The organism is Nocardia sp. NPDC050412, assembly GCF_044458825.1.
Lineage (GTDB): Bacteria > Actinomycetota > Actinomycetes > Mycobacteriales > Mycobacteriaceae > Nocardia.
The window spans coordinates 50,517-71,936 of the sequence record NZ_JBITIJ010000016.1 but is presented as its reverse complement, the minus strand read 5'-3'; the positions used below and the strand labels follow the sequence as shown (position 1 = coordinate 71,936).

Sequence of the window (21,420 nt, the reverse complement as noted above, 5' to 3'; positions counted from 1 at the left end):
CGTTCAGGCCCGCTCGGCGTGCGCCATGACATTGGTCAGGACGTGGCCGATGCGGGCGAGGGCGGATTCGGAGGTCATGCGCCAGTGCGTGGCCTGGACGGCGTGGTTGTGCACGGTGCCGTCGACTGCGTCGGACCAGCTGGCCGCGCCGGTGGCCCCGGTCGGGTCGTCGAGTGCGGCGGTGAAGTAGACGAGATTGCCTTTATAGGGCCGTGGGCGGTAGCGGGTGATGAGCTCCAGTGCGTGCGTGCCCGCGTCCAGCAGACGGTCGAGCCGGTCGAATCCGAAGGATGCGAACGGTTCCGGGAGTTCTGCGATACGGCGGGCGAGCTGGGTGCGATCGAGTTCGGTGTCGATATCCTCGGCTTGTTCGCCGAGCAGACCGCCGAGCAGATCCGCCACCGGAACGCTTGCCGTACCGTCCACCGTTGTGTGCAGCGGGCTGTCCATCATGGCCAGCAGCGCGACATGTTGGCCCTGGTCCCGCAATTGGTTCGCGACGGCATGTGCGAGTACACCGCCGAGTGACCAGCCGAGCAGATGGTAGGGGCCCTCGGGCTGTACCGCGCGGATTTCGCGGACATAGTGTCCCGCCCAGTTCTCGATGGAATCCGGCAGCGCCGCCACCGAATTCAGCACCGGCGACTGGATGCCGTAGATGCCGCGTTCGGAATCAATATGTGCGGCCAGACCCGCGAACGACCACGCGACACCGCCGACGGGGTGGATGCAGAACACTGGTTCGCGAGATCCGCCGGGGCGCAAGGGCAGTAGGACATCGAAGGCGGCTTGCGCGTCGACGCGGCCGCGGCCGCAGTGGTGCAGTTCCAGTTGGGTGATCAAGTCCGCAGGTGTCGGCGCGGCGAACAGCCACACCACCGGGATCTGTTCGGCGAGTGCGATACTCAGCTGGGTCGCCAGTCGCGTGGCCAGCAGAGAATTGCCGCCGCGTTCGAAGAAGTTGTCGTCCATGCCGATTCGCTCGACCGCCAGCGCTTCGGCGAAGACGGCGCAGACCAGCAGCTCCAACTCTGTTTCCGGAGCGCGGAATTCCCGTATGCCCAACTCGGGCTCCGGGAGTGCGGTCCGGTCGAGCTTGCCGTTGGTGTTGAGTGGCAGGGCATTCAGTTGGATCAGCACGGACGGAACCATGTAGCTCGGCAGCGTCTCGGTCAGGGCGGATCGCAGCGCATTCGGATCGATCGCCTCGGTGGCGGTGAAATACCCGACCAGCAGGTCGCCGCGATGGGCGATGACGACGGCCTCGGCGACCGCCGGACGTGCGCGCAGCGCATGCTCGATTTCGGCGAGTTCGATTCGGTAGCCGCGTATCTTCACCTGAAAGTCGCGGCGCTGGACGTACTCGAGGTTGCCGTCCGCACCCCAGCGGACCATATCGCCGGTTCGATACATCCGGGTGCCATATGCGCCGAATGGGTTGGCCACGAACCGCTCCGCGCTCAGGTCGGACCTGCCGTGGTAGCCGCGGGCCAGCTGCGCGCCGCTCAGGTACAGCTCACCGGTCACTCCCGCCGGCACCGGATGCAGTCGGTCGTCGAGCACATAGACCTGGTTTCCGGGTTCCGGTGTGCCGATCGGGACCACCGTCTGGCGGATACCGGCCTCGGTGCGGAATCGGGTCACCGAGACCGCTGCCTCGGTGGGCCCGTACAGGTTGTCGATGCGGGCGGCGGTGCGGGCGCCGATCCGGTCGACGGTCGCGGCGGGCAGTGCCTCGCCGATGACGAGTAGTCGCCGCAGCGATCTCGGCAGTCGCTGATCACCGCTGACCTCGGCCAACATGGCCAGCAGCGATGGCACCAGCGTCAGCGTGGTGACCGAGGCGCGTCGGATCAGATCCACCACGCCGGCCGGGTCACGTTGTGCGCCTTGCGGTGCCAGTACTACTCGCGCACCGGTGCGCAAGGCCCACCAGAACTCCCAGACCGAGAGATCGAAGGCCGCCGAGGTCATCAGTAGCGCCGCGTCATCGGCGTGCAGTTCGTATTCCGTTTGCAGCCAATCCAATTGGTGCGCGACCGCCGAGTGCGTGACGGCGACGCCCTTGGGCGTTCCCGTCGACCCCGAGGTGAAGATGACATATGCCGTGTGCGCTGGAGTGAGTGTGGACAGCCGCTCCTCAGCACGAATCGGACTGTTGTCGAGAACGCCTGCGGCAACCGAGATATCCAGCACCGAATGGTGGTCCGCCATCGATTCGGGCAGCACCGGCCGTTGCGCCGAGGTCAGCACCAGTGCCGGGTCGGCGGCGGCGAGTACGCTCGTGGTCCGGTCGAGCGGGTGGGTCGGATCGAGCGGAACATACGCACCGCCCGCCGTCACCACCGCGTACATGGCGACGAGTAGGTCGACACTGCGCGCAATGGCCAGAGCCACCAGCGAATCCGGGCCGATGCCACGGCCGATGAGGGCACGGGCGAGCCGATTCACCCGCGCGGCCAATTGGCCATAGGTGACAGTTACGGCGTCATCGACGATTGCCACCGCATCGGGCGTCTCGACGACCTGTGCTTCGAAGGCGGCAATGAGGGTGGCCGGAGCGAATTCGTGTTCGATCCGGTTCCAGGACAACAGCATCCGATCGCGTTCGGCGGTGTCCAGTAGCGGCAGATCACCGACCGGCAACTGTGGTTCGGCACAGATGGCGGACAGCAGACGCTGCAGTCGACCGGCGAAGCCGGCGACCGTGGCTTCGTCGAACAGCGCGGTCGCGTAGGTGACCGATGCGGCCATGCCTGCCGCATTCCCATCCGGGTGGTAGCGATCTGTGACGACCAGATGCAGGTCGAATTGCGCGACCTCGGAGTCGAAATCGACTGCGGTGGCAGTCAATCCGTCCATTACGAATTCCGCCTCGGCCTGGTTGTGGAAGGAGAAGCCGACCTGGAACAGCGGATGCCGCGCGGTCGAGCGCTCCGGATTCAGCACCTCGACCAGCCGCTCGAAGGGTACGTCGGCATTGGAGAAGGCGGCGACATCCGCGGCGCGTACCCCATCCAGGAGTTCGATGAAGCCGGTGGCCGCGTCCACCTGGGTACGCAGCACCAAGGTATTGACGAACATACCGACGACATCGTCGAGTTCGGCCGCACCACGACCCGCGACGGGAGTACCGACGGCGATATCGGCGGTGCCGGAAAGGCGGGCCAGCAACACCGCGAAAGCGGCGTGCACGACCATGAACAGTGTCGCTCCGCTGTTCCGGCCCAACTCCGCCAGCCTCGCCTGCAGGTCGGCGTCGATGCTGAAATCGACATGGCGGCCGCGGGTGGAGACCATGGCAGGTCTCGGGCGGTCAGTCGGGAGGGTGAGTTGTGCGGACAGGCCCGTGAGGGCTTCGATCCAGAATCCGAGTTGCTGGGAGATCAGCGAATCCGGATCGTTCTCGCTCCCGAGCAGATCCCGTTGCCAGCGGCTGTAATCCGCGTATTGCACCGGCAGTGGGATCCATTCCGGCGGCATGCCGTGCCGACGTGCGGCGTAGGCGGTCATCACGTCACGTGCCAGCGGAACCAATGACGAGCCGTCCGCTGCGATGTGGTGGACGACCACTACCAGCACATATTCGCCGAGGCCTGTCGGACCTGCCACCGGACAGAACAACCTGGCGCGCAAGGGAACCGAGCCGGTCACATCGAATCCGCCGGCTACGAAATCTGCGACCGCCGAGGTCAGATCGTCGACGGGCACCGGAATCGGGGCGAGCACCGGCGCGCCCGCATCGGCCATCGGCAATACCACCTGTACCGGGCCGCTTTCGTGCTGCGGGTATACCGTGCGCAGCACCTCATGGCGTTCGACCACGTCGGTGATGGCCGCATTGAGTGCGGCGATATCGAGATCACCGATGAGCCGCACTGCCAGTGGGATGTTGTATGCGGTCGACTGACGGTCGAGGCGGTTGAGGAACCACATGCGCTGCTGTGCCAGCGAGAGCGGTATCGGATCGGTGTCGGTGCGTCGAGTCAAGGCCGCACGTGCACGCGTCGCAGTGGTGTCGAGGGCAGCGGCCAAGGCCGATACGGTCGAGTTCTCGAAGACGAGTCGCACCCCGACCGTCGTGTCCGATCGAGCGCCCAACCGCGCGACCAATTGTGTTGCCGTCAACGAATTTCCGCCGATAGCGAAGAAATCGTCATCGAGGCCGACGACGGCCAGGCCGAGCACCTCGGCGAAGACCTCGGCCACGATTCGCTCGGCGGCCGTCTCGGGCGCGCGGAAGGTCGCGGTACGGAACTCTGGTGCGGGCAGTGCCTTGCGGTCCACCTTGCCGACCGGGGTCAGCGGGATTTCGTCGAGCACCATGATGGCGGCGGGCACCATATAGGCGGCCAGTGAGCGCGCCGCGAAGGCCGTGAGCTCAGCGGTGTCGATCGCTCCGTTCGCGACGACATACGCGACCAGCGAAACCGAGCCCGTGGCATCGGTTTGCCCGATGGTCACGGCGAATTCGACGCTCTCATGGGCCGAGAGGACCGCGTCGATCTCACCGAGTTCGATACGCAGACCGCGCACCTTCACCTGATGGTCGGCCCTTCCGACGTACTGGATAGCGCCGGATACGGTCCAGCGCACCAGATCACCGGTCCGGTAGAGCCGCCCGCCCGCCACCCCGTAGGGATCGGCGACAAAACGATCCGCCGAAAGTCCCGGCCGCGCGTGGTAACCGCGCGCCAGGCCTGGTCCGCGCAAGTACAGTTCGCCGGTCACCTCATCCGGGACGGGTTGCAATCGGGTATCGAGCACCACCGCGGACATGCCGTGAATGGTGCTGCCCAGATCGAATTCACCGGGCCGCAGCGGTGCGCTGATATTGGTGATGATCGTGGTCTCGGTCGGGCCGTAGGTGTTGTGGAATGCCCGCCCTGTTCCCCAGCGTCGCACCACATCCGGGCCGTACGACTCGCCACCGACGGTCAGGTGGGTGAGTTCGGGCAGTTCGTTCGAATCCAGCGTCCGCAGCACGGCCGGGGTGATGAAGGCGTGGGTCACCCGCCGATTCCGGATGAGCGCGGTCAATTCCGCGCCACCGTAGACACCTGCGGGTGCGATCACCAGTGCGGCGCCTGCGGGTAGGGCGAGCAAGAGTTCGAGCATGGAGGCGTCGAAACTGGGCGAAGCCACATGCAGGACGCGGGATGTCGCGTTGACCTGGTAGCGATCCCGCTGCGCACGCGCCACTCCCGCGAGTCCGCCGTGGGTGGCAACTACGCCCTTCGGGGTGCCGGTGGAACCGGAGGTGTAGATCATCCACGCGGGATTGGCCACGCGCACGGGACGCGTCAGCTCATCGGGCGCGAGAGGTGCCGCGCTCGAATGCCGTATGCGGGCCGCCGTGGCAGGTGCGTCGAGTGCCAGCCATTCGGCGGTTGCGGGCAATACCGAGCGCCATGCGGTGAGCGTAAGACCGACCGTGGCACCGGAATCCGACAGCATGTGGGCGATTCGATCTGCCGGGTAGGTCGGGTCTACGGGTACGAAGGCGGCTCCGGTCTTGGCCACCGCCCAGACCACGAGGATGGATTCGGCGGAACGCGGGATGGCCACGGCGACGAAGTCTTCGGCACCGATACCGTGTCCGATCAGCATTCTGGCCAGGCGGGACGAGTGCTCGTCCAGTGCGCGATAGGTCAATTCATGGCCATCCGAAATCAGCGCTAGCGCATCGGGATTCATCGCGACGGCCGCGGCCATCAGCTCCGCGAGGGTGCGCGGCGGAACCGGTTCATCGCCGCGCCTGCCGAGCAGTTCGGTACGTTCGGCCGGAGTGAGCACATCGATGGTGCCGATCGGCGCGGACGGATCCGCGGTGAGTGCGCCGAGGACACGACCGAACCGGCGCAGCAGCCCGGCGGCGGTAGCCTCGTCGAAAAGATCTGTCGCGTAGTCGAGTTCGATCGGCAGGTGGCCTTCGGCGTCGAGTTCTGCCGCCACGGTGAACTGGAGATCGAAGCGCGCCACCGGCTCGTCGAATTCGACAGCAGTCAGTTCCAAGCCCGCCAGCGTGAACTCTGCCGCACCGGCATTCAGATAGCTCAGCGCGACGGTGAACAGCGGGTGTTTGGACTGCGATCGTGCGATGCCCAGTTCATCGACGACGCGCTCGAACGGGACCGTCGCATGGGCGAATGCGGCCAGATCGTTTGTTCTGGTCTCGTCGAGCAGATCGATGAACGAGCAGGCCGGATCCGGATGGGTGCGCAGCACCAAGGTGTTCACGAACATGCCGACCAGGTCGTCCAATGCCGCCGCGCCGCGACCCGCTATCGGGGTGCCGATGGCGATATCGGCGGAACCCGACAGCCGGGACAGCAATACCGCAAGTGCTGCGTGCACCACCATGAAAGGTGTTGCATTGTGGGCCGCGGCGATTTCGTGGATACCGACCCCACTGCCAATGCGGGCACGCACCGTGCCGCCACGCTCGGACGCGATGGCGGGACGTGGCCGATCGGTGGGTAATGCCAGTTCTTCCGGCAGATCCCGCAGCGCTTCGGTCCAGTACGTGAGCTGTTCGGCCGCGACCGAATCCAGCTCGGCCGTCTGCCAGAGCGCGTAATCGGCGTACTGTGCGGCGAGTTCCGGCCAGACCGGGGGCCCGCCGACAACCCGGGACAGGTAGGCCGACAACAGGTCTCGCAGCAGCGGCCGCATCGAATGGCCGTCCGCCGCGATGTGGTGCAGCGCGGCGACGAGCACATGGCTCGCCGCGTTTTCCCGCAGCAGAATCGCGCGCACCGGCACCTCAGTGGTGACATCGAAACCAGCACTGAGGAATTCGGCTATGCGCTCGTCCACCGAGCTGGGGGTCTCGACCACCAGGGATACCGGTGCCGGTTCGGCAGGCAGGATCACCTGGTGCCCGATGCCATTCGCATCGGCCGGGTACACCGTGCGCAGCGCCTCGTGACGCGCGATCACATCCGTGAACGCGGCACACAGTGCCGCCTCGTCCAACTCGCCGCCGATGCGCACCGCGACCGGGATATTGTGGGCCGCCGAGTCCGGGTCGAGCCGGTTGAGGAACCACATGCCGCGCTGCACCGGTGCCAGCGGAACGCGCTCGGGGCGTGGACCGGCGATCAGCGGTACGACCTGGTCGCCCGCTTGGGCGGCCAGGCGTGCCGCAAAGGCATGCACGGTGGGGGCCTCGAACAGCAACCGCACAGGCACACGACCGATCCGCTCGCCGAGCCGCGCCAGGACCCGGGTGGCGATCAGTGAATTGCCGCCCAGGTCGAAGAAGTTGTCGTCGGCACCGATCGGCGACCGTGCCAGTACCGCCTCGAATGCCTCGGCCACCAACCTTTCGGCCGGAGTGACCGGCGCACGATAGGCGACGCGGTCGAATACCGGCTCCGGCAGTGCCTTTCGGTCCAATTTGCCGGAGGTATTGAGCGGGAAGGCGGCCAGCACGACAATCGCCGACGGAACCATGTATGACGGCAAAGCATCCATCGCGGCCGCCAAAACTGTCGCGCGCAGGTCGCTTTCACCCTGTGCATCACTGACGACGTAGCCGACGAGTTGATCGCCGGTATGCGTGGCGACCATGCTGGCGGCGGCCTGCGAAACACCGGGCACGGCCGCGAGTACGCCCTCGATCTCGCTGAGCTCGATGCGCTGGCCGCGGAACTTCACTTGGAAGTCGGTGCGGCCCAGGTACACGAGTTCCGGGGTCACGCCACTGGTATCCCAGCGAACCAAATCGCCGGTGCGGTACATGCGCTCACCCGCAGGTCCGAATGGGTTCGCCACGAAGCGATCCGCCGTCAAATCAGGCCTGCCGTGATAGCCACGGGCGAGTTGGGTGCCCGCGAGATATAACTCCCCCGCGACGCCGGGCAGCGTCGGTCGCAGCCGGGAATCCAGCACGTATACCCGGCTGTTCCATTCCGGATTGCCGATCGGCATGACGGTGCGCTCGATTTCGCCCGTGACATCGCGGTAAGTGATGCTCACCGCGGCCTCGGTCGGGCCGTACAGGTTGTGCAGGCGCGCGGAACTCAGTGCGCCGAAGGCCCGGACGGTCTCGGCGGGCAGTGCCTCTCCGATGATGAATACCGTGCGCAATGTGTCGAGATCGGCCGTTTCGACCTGTCCCGCGAACTCACTCAACATCGACGGCACGAAATCGGTGACGGTTATGCCGTATTCGGCGATCACCTCGGCGAGGTATCCAGGTTCGCGGTGGCCGTCCGGGGTGGCCAGCACCAGCGTCGCACCGATGCGCAGCGGCAGGAAGTAACCCCACAGCGAGACATCGAAGGTGGTCGCCGTCTTCTGCAGGTAAACATCGTCGGCGGTCAGCCGGTATTCCGACTGCATCCAGGTCATCTGGTTCACGATCGCGGCGTGGGAAACACTGACGCCCTTGGGTTTTCCGGTCGAGCCAGAGGTGAAGATCACGTAGGCCGGGTTCTGCGGATGGATCGGCGCGCTCCGCTCGTTCGCCGCGATCGGATCGTCGGCATGGTGAGCCAGCGCGATGGTATCGACACACACTGTCGCACCGGCATATCCGAAGTCCTGACGATCACGCTCGGTGGTGAGCAGTGCGATAGGTGCGGCGGTGTCGATGATGTGGGCGATGCGCTGTGCCGGATGGTCCGGGTCGATCGGGACATAGGCGCCACCCGCCTTGAGCACCGCGTATATCGCGACCGCCAGATCGCTCGAACGTCGAATCGCCAATGCCACCAATGACTCCGGACCGACACCGGTCGCGATCAGATGCCGGGCAAGCCGGTTGGTTCTGCGGTCCAATTCGCCATAGGTCATGGTGGTCGCGTCGAAGACCAAGGCAACGTCGTCCGGTGTCGCGGCAGCCTGCTGCTCGAATTCGTCGAGCAGCATTTCCGCGACGAATGCGGTGTGCGCGGAGTCGTTCCACGCGGTCACCACCCGTTCCAGCTCACCGGTCGCGAATAGATCGATATCGCCGACCACCTGTTCGGGATCGCCGATCACCGCACCGAGCAGCCGGACGAAGCGCGCGGCGAAGGTCACGATGGTCGACTCGTCGAAGAGGTCGGTGGCATAGGTGAAGCGCAATGCATCGTCGCCGACAGTCAGTTGCAGATCGAAACGTGTCGTGTCGTAGTCGATCTCGTATTCAGCGATGGCGATACCCGCCAGCTCCACCGTTACGGGTGCGAGATTCTGGAAGAACAGCGCGATTTGGAACAGCGAATGCCGTGCCTGCGATCGCGGCGGATCCAACACCTCCACCAGCCGCTCGAACGGCACATCGGCATTGGCGAAGGCGTCCAGGTCACCATCGCGGACGCGGCGCAGCACGGCGGCGAAGGAGTCCGAGCCCGCCACCTCGGTGCGCAGCACCAGCGTGTTGACGAACATTCCGACGAGATCGTCGAGCTCGGCGGCACCGCGGCCCGCGATCGGCGTGCCGATGGCGATGTCGGCCATGCCGGACAGTCGAGCGAGCAAGACGGCCAGTGCGGCGTGGACGACCATGAACGGGCTGACGTCATATCGCACGGCGATGGTGGCAATGCCGTCGCGTATCGCGGCGTCGAGTCCGATGGTGGTGCTCGCGGCGGCGTGGCTGGCAATGGCGGGACGTGGCCGATCCGAGGGCAGATCGAGCTGAGCGGGCATCCCGCCCAGTACGCGGCTCCAATAACGCAGTTGCCGTGCGGCCAACGATTCCGGATCGTCCTCGGCTCCGAGGATCTCCCGTTGCCACAGGGCGTAATCCGCGTACTGCACCCGGAGGTCCGTCCACGTCGGTTCGACATCGGCGGCACGTGCCGCGTATGCGGTGGCGATATCGTCGGCCAGTGGGGCCATCGAGAAGCCATCCGCCGCGATGTGATGTACCACGACGGCGAGTAGGTATTCGCGATCCGACAGCGTGGCCAGACCGACGCGCAGCGGTATTTCAGTGGTGACATCGAAAGGCGTGGCAACCAGGTCCACGAGGGCCGATGAATCCAGCGCGACGATTTCGGGCACGTGCGCCGCGTCCAGAATCCGCTGGTAGCCGACGCCATCGACATCCGGGTATACGGTGCGCAGGGTTTCATGCCTGGCGACCACGTCGGCCAACGCGGCGGCGAGCGCATCGGTGTCGATATCACCGGTGAGCCGGATCGCGACCGGAATATTGTTGACCGTTTCGCCGGGATCGAAGCGGTTGAGAAACCACATTCGTTGCTGTGCCGGCGAGAGCGGAATCAGGTCCGGGCGTTGACGCGCGGTGAGCTCCGGGCGAGCTCCGGTGCCGGTCAGCCGAGCAGCGCGGGTCGCCATTCCAGCGACTGTCGGTGCCTCGAACACCATCCGCACGGGGACTTCGGCATCCAGTGCAGCACCGAGCCGCGCGGCCAATTGAGTGGCGATCAGTGAGTTTGCGCCGAGTGCGAAGAAGTTGTCGTCGGCACCGATTCCTTCGATGTCGAGCAGTTCACCCATGATCTCGGCGACGGCTTGTTCGGTCTCGGTAGTGGGGGCACGGTAGGTGACGGTCTCGAAGACGGGTGTGGGCAGCGCCGTGCGATCGAGCTTGCCGGCGGCATTGAGCGGGAAGGCGTCCAGCACGACGAAGGCCGACGGCACCATATATGCAGGTAGTACGGCATCCAGTTCGGCGCGCACGGCATCGATATCGACCGAGGGGTCGGCCACCAGATAGGCCACCAACTGATCGCCGAGCCGCTCGTCGGTACGCACCACAACGACGGCCTGATCGACGACATCCTGTGCGGTGAGCGCGGATTCGATCTCGCCGAGTTCGATGCGCAACCCGCGCAGCTTTACCTGGAAGTCGGTGCGGGCCAGGTACTCCAGCTCACCGTTCGTATTCCAGCGGACAAGATCACCGGTGCGGTACATCCGCTCCCCCACGCCGCGGAGCGGATTCGCGACGAAACGTTCAGCCGTCAGCTCCGGACGACGCACATAGCCGAGTGCCAACTGCTCACCCGCAAGGTACAACTCACCGGCCACACCCACCGGCACCAGGCGCATCCGTGCATCCAGCACCAGCAATCGGGTATTGAATACCGGCTTGCCGATCGGCACCGACTCCACATCGGCATCGGTCACCTCGTGGAAGGTGACATCGACCGCTGCCTCGGTCGGCCCGTACAGATTGTGCACGCGGGCACCGGTCAGCTCACGGGCCCGCCGCGCGGTTGACGCAGGCAACGCCTCACCTGAAGCGAATAGCGCTCGCAGCGTGACACATTCGCGCGCATGCGGTTGCGCAAGGAAGACCGCGAGCATCGAGGGCACGAAATGCGCGACCGTGATTGCTTCATCGACGATCAAGCGCGCCAAATAGGCCGGATCTCGATGACCATCTGGCCGCGCGAGTACCAGCCGCGCGCCGATCCACAACGGCCAGAAGAACTCCCAGACCGAGACATCGAAGGTCACCGGGGTCTTCTGCAATATCGCGTCGTCGGCGTGGAGCTCGTAGTGGGTCTGCATCCACACCAGCCGGTTGACAATCGCGGCATGCGATACCGCGACGCCCTTCGGACGGCCGGTCGAACCGGAGGTGAAGATGACATACGCGGTGTGGCCGGGCAACAGCACACCGAGCCGATCCATCGTGGTCAGCGGCGCGGGCGAATATCTCGTCAGCTCCAGACGATCGATTCGAACCTGCCCTGCTGCGACAGTTTCCAGATCAGCACCGGAGGTCAGCACCCACATCGGCCGCGCTGTCTCGAGTACATAAGCGATCCGGTCGGCCGGATGGTCGGGATCCAGCGGCAGGTACGCCCCACCGGCAACAGTGATCGCGTACATTCCGACCACCAAGTCGAGCGAGCGCCGCATGCCGAGCGCGACCACCGAATCCGGGCCTACGCCATGACCGACCAGCCATCGCGCAAGCCGATGTACCCGGCTTGCGAACTCGGCATATGTCAGCGTCGCGTAGCGACTCGATGAGAGGTGGGGGTCGGGCGACGGGTGGACCGGACTGCGCCCCTCGAATGTCACCGCGATTGCGTCGGGCGTCCGCAGCACCTGTTCTTCGAACAGCGAAACGAGAGTCTGCGAGCCGTCTAACGCGAACGAGGTGTCGTTCCATAGATCGAGCAGGGACAGCTCGTTGCGATCCAGCAGCTCGATATCGCCGACACGTATGGCGGGATCGGCCACGACCGCCGCGAGAAGGCGCACGAAGCGCGCCGCGAACGATTCGATCGTCGCCCGGTCGAACAAATCCGTCGCGTAGCGCATGGCCGCACGCATCGCGGTACCGTCGCCCTCAGCGAGTTCCAGCGCGAGGTCGAACTGCGCGACCTGGTTATCGATCGGATATGCGGCTACCTCGAGGCCTGGTAGGCGCAGCACCGTATCGTCGCGGTGCTCGAAGGTGAGCAATGTCTGCACAATCGGCGAATGAGCCTGTGAACGAATCGGATTCAGCTCATCGACCAGCCGCTCGAACGGCAAGTCGGCATGCGCGAAGGCCCGTACGTCGGTGGCACGAACCTGCCGGAGCAATTCGGCGAAGGTCGCCTCGGCCGCCACCTCGGTGCGCAACACCAGGGTGTTGACGAACATGCCGACCAGATCGTCCAGCGCCGCCTCGGCCCGGCCCGCGACGGGGGTGCCGATCGCGATATCGTCCACCCGGGCCAGGCGGGCCAGCAATGCCGCGTAGGCGGCGTGCACCACCATGAACGACGACACCCCGTGTTCGCGTGCCAGACCGGCGATCGCGGCCGTCAGCTCCGAGGTGATGGCGAACTCGACCGCGGCTCCACGACCGGATGCCACGGCGGGGCGCGGCCGATCGGTGGGCAATTCCAGCACCGGGGCGAGTCCGTCGAGTTCGGTGCGCCAATGCTCGATCTGGCGGGCCAGTACGGAGTCCGGATCGTCGGCCGAGCCGAGCACCTCGTGCTGCCACAGTGTGAAGTCCGCGTACTGGACCGGCAGTGGCTGCCACTGCGGTGCTACACCTTCGGTGCGCGCGCTGTATGCCACCATCAGATCCCGCGCTAGCGGACCCGTTGAGACACCGTCGGCGCCGATATGGTGCACCACAACGACCAGCACATGATCGTTGGGAGCGACCCGGAACAGCTCGGCACGCACCGGTATCCGACTGCGCAGATCGAACCCGACGCCCGCGAAGCCGACAACCCCTGCGGCAAGATCGGATTCGGTGATCTCGACCCGTCGCAGCTCCAATTCGAGCGATTCGGTCACCACCTGCGCGGGACCGAGGTGGTCCGCAGGGAACACGGTGCGCAGCGACTCGTGCCGAGCGACGACGTCGCCCAGCGCGGCGCGCAAGGCGGCTTCGTCCAACGTACCGGTCAGGCGAATAGTGATCGGAATGTTGTATACGGCCGAATCCGGATCGAGCCGGTTCAGCAGCCACATCCGAGTTTGCGCCAGTGACAACCGAATACGGTCCGGACGATCCCGTGCCACCAGCGCCGGCCGCACGACATCAGCGCACGTCACCCGCAGAGCCAATTCGGCAACGGTCGGTGCTTCGAAGATCTCACGCACGCTCAGCGCACTACCGAAGGCAGCGTTCGCCCGTGCGACCAGCCGCATGGCCAATAGTGAATTGCCACCGCGCACAAAGAAATCGTCATCCGCGCCGATCCGCGGCCCGGCGATCAGATCGGCCATCAATGCGGCGAGCACCGATTCGGTGCCTTCCTGCGGTGCACGGAATTTCGTTGCCGCACCGGCGACTTCGACCGCTGGCAGCGCCGCGCGATCGAGTTTGCCGACCGTGGTGAGCGGCATCTCGTCGAGCACAACCAGGTGCGCGGGCACCATGTATCCGGGCAGATGCTCACGCACCTGCGTGAGTACCGAATCCGGAGACAATTCCGCCCCACTGATGTAGCCGACCAGGCAGTCGTAGCCGGAGGTGTCGCGGGTCGATATCACCGCGGCATTCGTCACGCCCGCGACCGCGGCCAGGACTGACTCGATCTCCCCGAGTTCGATGCGCTGACCACGCAGCTTGATCTGGAAGTCGTTGCGGCCCAGGTAGATCAAGTCGCCGACGCGGTTCCAGCGCACCAGGTCGCCGGTGCGATACATCAACCGCCCGGGCACACCGAACGGATCGGCCACGAAGCGCTCGGCGGTCAGTCCGGCGCGTCCGTGGTAGCCGCGGGCCAGTTGGTCGCCAGCGAGATACAGCTCACCCGTGACACCGATCGGAACCGGCCGCAGCCGTGTGTCCAGGACATAGGCGCGGGTGTTCCAGCACGGACGTCCGATGGCGACATCACCGCCGTCGGCGTCGGTGAATTCGTGATAGATCGCCGATATCGCCGCCTCGGTCGGGCCGTAAGCGTTGTGCACCGCGCCACCGACATGTGCGCGGATTGCCGCGAGCAGGTCCGGGGTGAGCGCCTCACCACCGCAGTGCAGATGGCGAAAGGAGCGCAGCGCATCACCCATCCCCTCACCGATGAGTGCCGCGAGTACCGACGGCACGTATTCGGCGATGGTGATGCCGTGTTCGCGTAGCAGCCCGGCAAAATACGCGAGGTCGAGATGGCCACTCGGGCGGGCGATTACCAGCGGCGCACCGACGGCGATCGGCAGGAAGCACTCCCACACCGAGACATCGAAGGTCAGCGGGGCACGCTGCAGGATGCGGTCGGCCGCGGTGACGCCGTAGCGGAATTCGAGCCAGCGCAGCTGATTCATGATGGCGCGGTGGGTCACCGCGACGCCCTTCGGCCGCCCGGTCGAGCCGGAGGTGAACAGCACATACGCCGTGTTCTCGCGGTGTAGCGGTGCTCTAGCGATCGGCGGGGCGTCGAAACCGCTGAGGTCGGTGAGATCGACCACGCGGACGTCACCGACGTCGGGCAGTTCCGCGCCGCCTACGGTCAACACCAGAGCCGGTGCGGCACTGTCGATCACCTGCGCGATCCGGTCGGCCGGGTGGGTCGGATCCAATGGCAGGTAGGCTCCGCCCGCGCGCACGATCGCGAATATGGCCACGAGCATGTCGATCGATCGCAGCGCGGCGAGACCGACGATGGCTTCCGCGCCGACGCCCACCGAAATGAGCCAGCGCGCAATGTGGTTCACCCTGGCTTCGAGTTCCGCGTAGGTCACCGAGTTGCCTTCGAAGATCACCGCAACCGCATCGGGTGTCGCAGCCACGCGGGCCGACAGCAGATCGTCGAGGGTCTCGGAAGGCAGTAGCCGGGCGGTGGCATTGCGATCCGACAGCAGCAGTCCGCGTTCGGCCACCGACATCAGCTCGACATTGCCGACGAGAGTGCGCACGTCATGGACCATGGCGCGCAATACCCGCTCGAACCCCGCCAGGAACCCGTCAACGGTTGCCTTGTCGAAAAGGTCCAGCGCGTAGTGCAAATGCACATCAATGCCGTCAGCCGCACCGTCGCCGTCGTAGCGGTCGGTCAGGGTCCAGTCCAGATCCAGCTGGATCGGCGCGGGGCCGATATCGAGCGCGGCAATATTCAAACGGTGCAGTTGGAAATCCGGCTTGGACTGGTTCTGCAAGGTCATCGCCACCTGATACAGCGGCGCATGTGCCTGCGAGCGAACGGGATTCACCACATCGACGAGCTGTTCGAAGGGCACGGCGGCGTGCTCGAAGGCGGCCAGATCCGCTGTGCGGACCGTGGCCAAGAGCTCACCGAGCGTAGCGTCGGCGCGAACCTCGGTCCGCAGCACCAAGGTATTGACGAACATGCCGACGAGTTCGTCCAGGGCTTCGTCGCCGCGACCGGCGACCGGCGTACCGACGACGATATCGTCGCTCGCGCTCAGGCGACTCAGCAGTACCGCGAGCGCGGCGTGCAGCACCATGAACGAGGTCACACGATGCGCGGCCGCCAACTGCTGGATGCCCTGGTGCAATACCCGATCCAGATGCCCGGTAATGGCACCACCTCGGTTGGAGGCGATCGCGGGCCGCGACCGGTCCGCGGGCAGCGTCAACACCTCGGGAACGCCCGCGAGCCGACCGGTCCAGTACCGCAGCTGATGGGCCAGCAGCGAACTCTTGTCGTCGGCGCGGCCCAATGCATTGCGCTGCCAGATCGCGAAGTCCGCGTACTGCACGGTCAGCGGACTCCACGAAGGCGCGACATCCGCGCAGCGGGCGACGTAGGCAGTAGCCAGATCCCTGGTCAGCGGCGCGAACGACCAGCCGTCGGCGGCGATGTGGTGCACCACGAACAGCAGTACGTACACCTGCTGACGGGACCTGATGCCGGAGTCACCGTCGTCGAGCCGCAGAAGTCGGACGCGCAGCGGAACTTCGGTCGTGACATCGAATCCGGTCTGGGCCGCCGTGGCGATGAGTTCGGGCAACTCCGCTGTCGACACCGCACGAGCGACGAGTTCCACCAACCTGGTCCGTGCGGGCAGTACGACCTGTGTTGCGGCCCCGTCGTGTTCGGGATAGATGGTGCGCAGTGTCTCGTGCTTGGCTATTACATCGGCGATCGCACGTTCCAGCGCGGGCACATTCAGCACCCCGGTGAGGCGCAGCGCGAACGGAATATTGTATCCACCGCTCGTGGCGTCGAATCGGTTCAGGAACCACATGCGCTGCTGGGCGATCGACAGCGGAATCGGCTCGGTGCGATCCTGAACCGTCAATGGCGGCAAGGCCGGAGGTGTCGACTCCTGTTCGACCGTGATTCGACGCGCCAACTCGCGCACGGTCGAGGCGTCGAAGATGGTGCGCACGGGTACGTCCGCGCCGGTCGCTTTGGCCAGCCGGGCCGCGAGTTGCGTGGCGATGAGGGAATTGCCGCCGAGGGCGAAGAAGTCGTCATCCGTGCCGACCGGGTCGACGCCGAGCAGCACGGTGAATGTCTCGGCGACAAGGGTTTCCGCGAGATCGCTCGGCGCACGGTATTCGATATCGGTAAAAGCCGGTGCGGGCAAGGCTTTTCGGTCCAGCTTGCCGGAGGCAGTGATCGGGAATTCATCCAACACGACAAATACCGACGGAACCATATAGGCGGGCAGTCGACGCGCGAGCACGGCTCGAACGCCGTCGGTATCGAGTTCACCGTCCGCCATCAGGTAGGCGACCAGTCGGCCACCGTGATCGTCTCGAACCAGGACGACGGCCTGAGCGATTCCGGCAACCGACAGCAATGCCGATTCGATCTCACCGAGTTCGATCCGCAGGCCGCGGACCTTCACCTGGAAGTCGGTGCGGCCGAGGAATTCCAGCACACCCCGCTCCCGCCAGACGACCAGGTCGCCGGTGCGATACATCCGGGTACCAGCCGGACCGAATGGATCGGCCACGAATCGCTCACCGGTCAGATCGGCCCGACCGAGGTAGCCGCGAGCCAACTGCGCTCCGGCCAGATACAGCTCCCCGGGCACACCGACAGGCACCTGACGCAACCGCGCATCCAGCACATACGCACGGGTATTCCAGATCGGCCCGCCCATCGGCAGCGCACCGCTATCGGCATCCGTCACCTCGTATGCGCTGACCTCGACTGCCGTCTCCGTGGGCCCATACATGTTGTGCACACACGCGCCGGTGACAGCCCGCGCTCGCTGCGCGATTGTCACGGGCAGCGCCTCACCCGAGCAGAACACGTGCCGCAGGGTGGGCACGTCGATATCCTCCGCGACGAAGACCGCCAGCATGGACGGCACGAAGTGCGCGATCGTAATCGACTCGCGCCGAATCAGCTCCGCCAGATACACCGGATCCTGATGACCATCCGCACGAGCCAGCACCAGCCGGGCACCGACCTGCAACGGCCAGAAGAATTCCGGCACCGAAACATCGAAGGTCACCGGCGTCTTCTGCAGCAGCGCATCGGTGCCGTCGAGCGCGACATGCGCCGACTGCATCCACAACAACCGGTTCACAATGCCGCGGTGGCTCATCGCGACCCCCTTGGGCCGACCGGTGGAGCCCGAGGTGAAGATGACATAGGCGGTATTGGCTGCCCGCAGCGGCGCGCGCCGATCGGCGTCGGTAATCGGCGCGGCCGAATACTGGGAAAGGTCGAGCCGATCGATACGGACCTGCGTGGCCGCGATATCCAAATCCATGCCTGCGGTCAGCACGCAGAGCACAGCAGCGGTATCGAGGATGTGGCCGGTGCGTTGGGCCGGATGATCCGGATCCAGTGGTACATAGCCACCGCCCGCCACGGTAATCGCATACGTGCCGACCACCAGATCGACGGAACGGCGCATACCCAGTGCGACAAGGGAATCCGGTCCGACGCCCTGTTCGATGAGCCATCGCGCCAGCCGGTTCACCCGTCCGGCGAATTCGGCATAGGACAGCGTTGTGCCCTCGAAGGTAAGCGCCGGTGCTTGTGGGGTACGAGTGACCTGCGCGTCGAATAACGAAGCAAGCGTCGCGGTTTCGTCAATTGCGTGTCCGGTTTCATTCCAGCGGTCCAACAGAGACCGCTCGTCGGCGGCCAATAGCTCGATATCGCCGATCCGGATCTGTGGCGCGCCCGACACGGTGGCGAGTAGGCGCCGGAAGCGGGTGACGAACGCGGCCACGGTCGACGCATCGAATAGATCGGTGGCATAGCGCAGACTCCCGGTGAGCCCGTGATCACCAGCACGTTCGTTCACAACCATGTGCAGATCGAATTTCGCCGTGGGATCAGGTGATTCGAGTGGTTCCACCGCCAGCCACGGCACCTCGAGTGCCCGACTGCCCGCGACGATCCGCGGTGCCGTACCGAAGCTGAACATCACCTGAAACAGCGGGTGCGCGCCGGTGCTCCGGTCCCCCGCCATGGCGTCGACAAGCCGCTCGAACGGCAGATCGGCATTGGCGAAGGCCGCGAGATCGCGAGCACGCACGCCCGCAAGGAGTTCGGCGAAGGTGGCCGCGGCATCGATCGGGGTCCGCAGTACCACGGTGTTCACGAACATGCCGATGAGCGCGTCGAGTTGACGTTCGCCGCGACCGCCGACGGGTGAGCCGATCGCCACGTCACCGGTGCCGCTCAGCCTGGCGATCGTCGCCGCGAAGGCCGCGTGCAGCACCATGAAAAGAGTTGCGTCGCTGCGATGTGCGAGTACCCGAAGGGCGGCGGCCAACTCCGGCTCGATCTCGAAATCCACTGCGGCACCGCGATTGGAGGGCAGCGCTGGACGGGGCCGGTCGGTCGGTAGTGCGAGCTGGGTCGGCATGCCGTCGAGGGCGGCGCGCCAGAATCGCAACTGCTGATATGCCGGATCGCCCGGCTGCTCCTCGGAGCCGAGCAGTTCGCGATGCCAGAGACTGTAATCCGCGTATTGCACCGGCAGCTCGCGCCAATCCGGCCTCCGGCTCGTCAATCTGGCGAGATAGGCGTGCACCAGATCGGTGATCAGCGGCGTCATCGATAGCGCGTCGGCGGCGATATGGTGGACGACGAAGACCAGCACGTATTCGTCACCGGAGATGCCGCGCCGGTCGTCGACCCGATCGACGCTCAATAACGCTATGCGCGACGGGAGTTCGGTTGTCACATCGAATCCGGCGGTCGTGATCGCGGTAATGGCAGCGGTCAGATCGGCACGTTCGACTGGTACCGGATTGAGGGTCAGGCCGATATCTGCTGGGCGAAGAATCGACTGGCATGGACCGGATTCGCTGTCCGGGTAGATGGTGCGCAGAGATTCGTGTCTGGACAGCACATCGAGTACCGCACGCTCGAGCGCGCTGACATCGAGTCGGCCGGTGAGCCGGAGCACGACCGGGAGGTTGTAAACGCTCGCGCCGCCGTCCTGGGTTTCGATCCGGTTGAGAAACCACAGCCGCTGCTGGGCGGGCGAGAGCGGAATGCGCGCAGGACGCTCGCGGCGCACCAGCGGCCGTGCGGGCGCACCCGCCCTGCTGCGTGCGTCGACGGCGGCGGCGAATCCCTCGACCGTGGAGGCATCGAATAGCGCGCGTACCGGGATGCGCGTGCCGATGGCCTCCCCTGTCCGCGCGGTGACCTGGGTGGCGTCCAGCGAACTGCCGCCGAGCGCGAAGAAGTCGTCGTCGAGGCCGATGCGTTCCACCCGCAGTACCTCGGCGAATACCGCGGCGACCAGCCGTTGTGCCGCATTGGTCGGTGCACGGAAACTCTGCTGCCGCAGCACCGGCACCGGCAGCGCCGTGCGGTCCAGCTTGCCGCTGGTGTTGAGCGGGAATTCGGTCAGCTCGACCAGCGTGGTCGGCACCATATATCCGGGCAGACGCCGGGCAAGCCCGGCCTTGACGGCATCCAGATCCAAAGCACTGCCTGGCGTACGAATCACGTATCCCGCGAGATAGTCGCCATCGATCAGCCGCACCGCGGCCTGACTCACCTCCGGCACCGCGAGTAGCGCGGACTCGATCTCGGCGAGCTCGATGCGTTGGCCACGGAACTTCACCTGGAAGTCCATCCGGCCCAGGTAGACGAGTTCCCCATCGGCGCTCCAGCGCACCAGATCCCCGGTGCGATACATCCGCGCACCCGCTCTGCCGAAAGGGTTGGCCACGAAACGATCCGCGGTCAGGTCGACCCGGCCGTGATAGCCGCGAGCCAGCTGGTCACCGGCCAAATACAATTCGCCGGATACCCCGATCGGCACCGGATGCAGTCGCGCATCCAGCACATAGACCTGGGAATTCCACTCCGGCTCGCCGATCGGCACCAGCTCGTCGTCGACCGTGACCTCGCGATAGGTGATGGATACCGCCGCCTCGGTCGGGCCGTACAAGTTGTGCAGCGCGGCATCGCTCACCGCATGGAATGCCGCGACGGTCTCCGGCGGCAACGCCTCCCCGATGACGAAAACATCGCGCAGCGAATCGAGTTCGCTCGCATCGGCATGGGCGGCGAATACCGCGAGCATCGATGGCACGAAGTCGGTCAGTGTGACGCCATGGCTGGCAATGGTTTCCGCGAGGTAGCGCGGATCGCGGTGGCCATCGGGGGCGGCGAGTAGCAGGGTCGCGCCCGCGCGCAGCGGCAGGAAGTAGCCCCACAGCGAAACGTCGAAGGTGGTCGCGGTCTTCTGCAGATAGACATCGCCGACGCGCGGCCGATATTCGGCGTGCATCCAGGCGAGTTGGTTGGCAATGGCGCGGTGCTCGACCGATACGCCCTTCGGTCGGCCCGTCGATCCGGAGGTGAAGATTACATAGGCGGGGTGCTCGGGCCGCAGCAACGCACGGCGCTCGCGATCGGCGATCTTCGCCGCCGAGTACTCGGATAGGTCCAGTTCGTCGATATGGTGCAGGTGCACGCTCGGGGGCACGGTCGCGGGGAGAATGAAACCGGTACCGCGGGTGCTGAGGACCGAATGCGGCCGAGCGGTATCGAGGATGTGCCAGATGCGTTCGGCCGGATGCTCGGGATCCACCGGCACGTAGGCGCCACCGGCGCGCAGCACCGCGTACATCGCGACCACCAACTCGAT

The 21,420-nt window shown here is 65.6% G+C and carries 1 protein-coding gene (cut by a window edge); it reads right to left on the bottom strand.

The features are described from left to right. Positions 1-3 precede the first annotated feature (3 nt). Positions 4-21,420 carry the 3' portion of a non-ribosomal peptide synthase/polyketide synthase gene (locus ACIBI6_RS33710; RefSeq protein WP_396958901.1) on the bottom strand. It continues 3,801 nt past the right edge of the window, so the window shows 21,417 of its 25,218 coding nt (coding positions 3,802-25,218); the start codon falls outside the window, past its right edge; it ends in the stop codon at positions 4-6.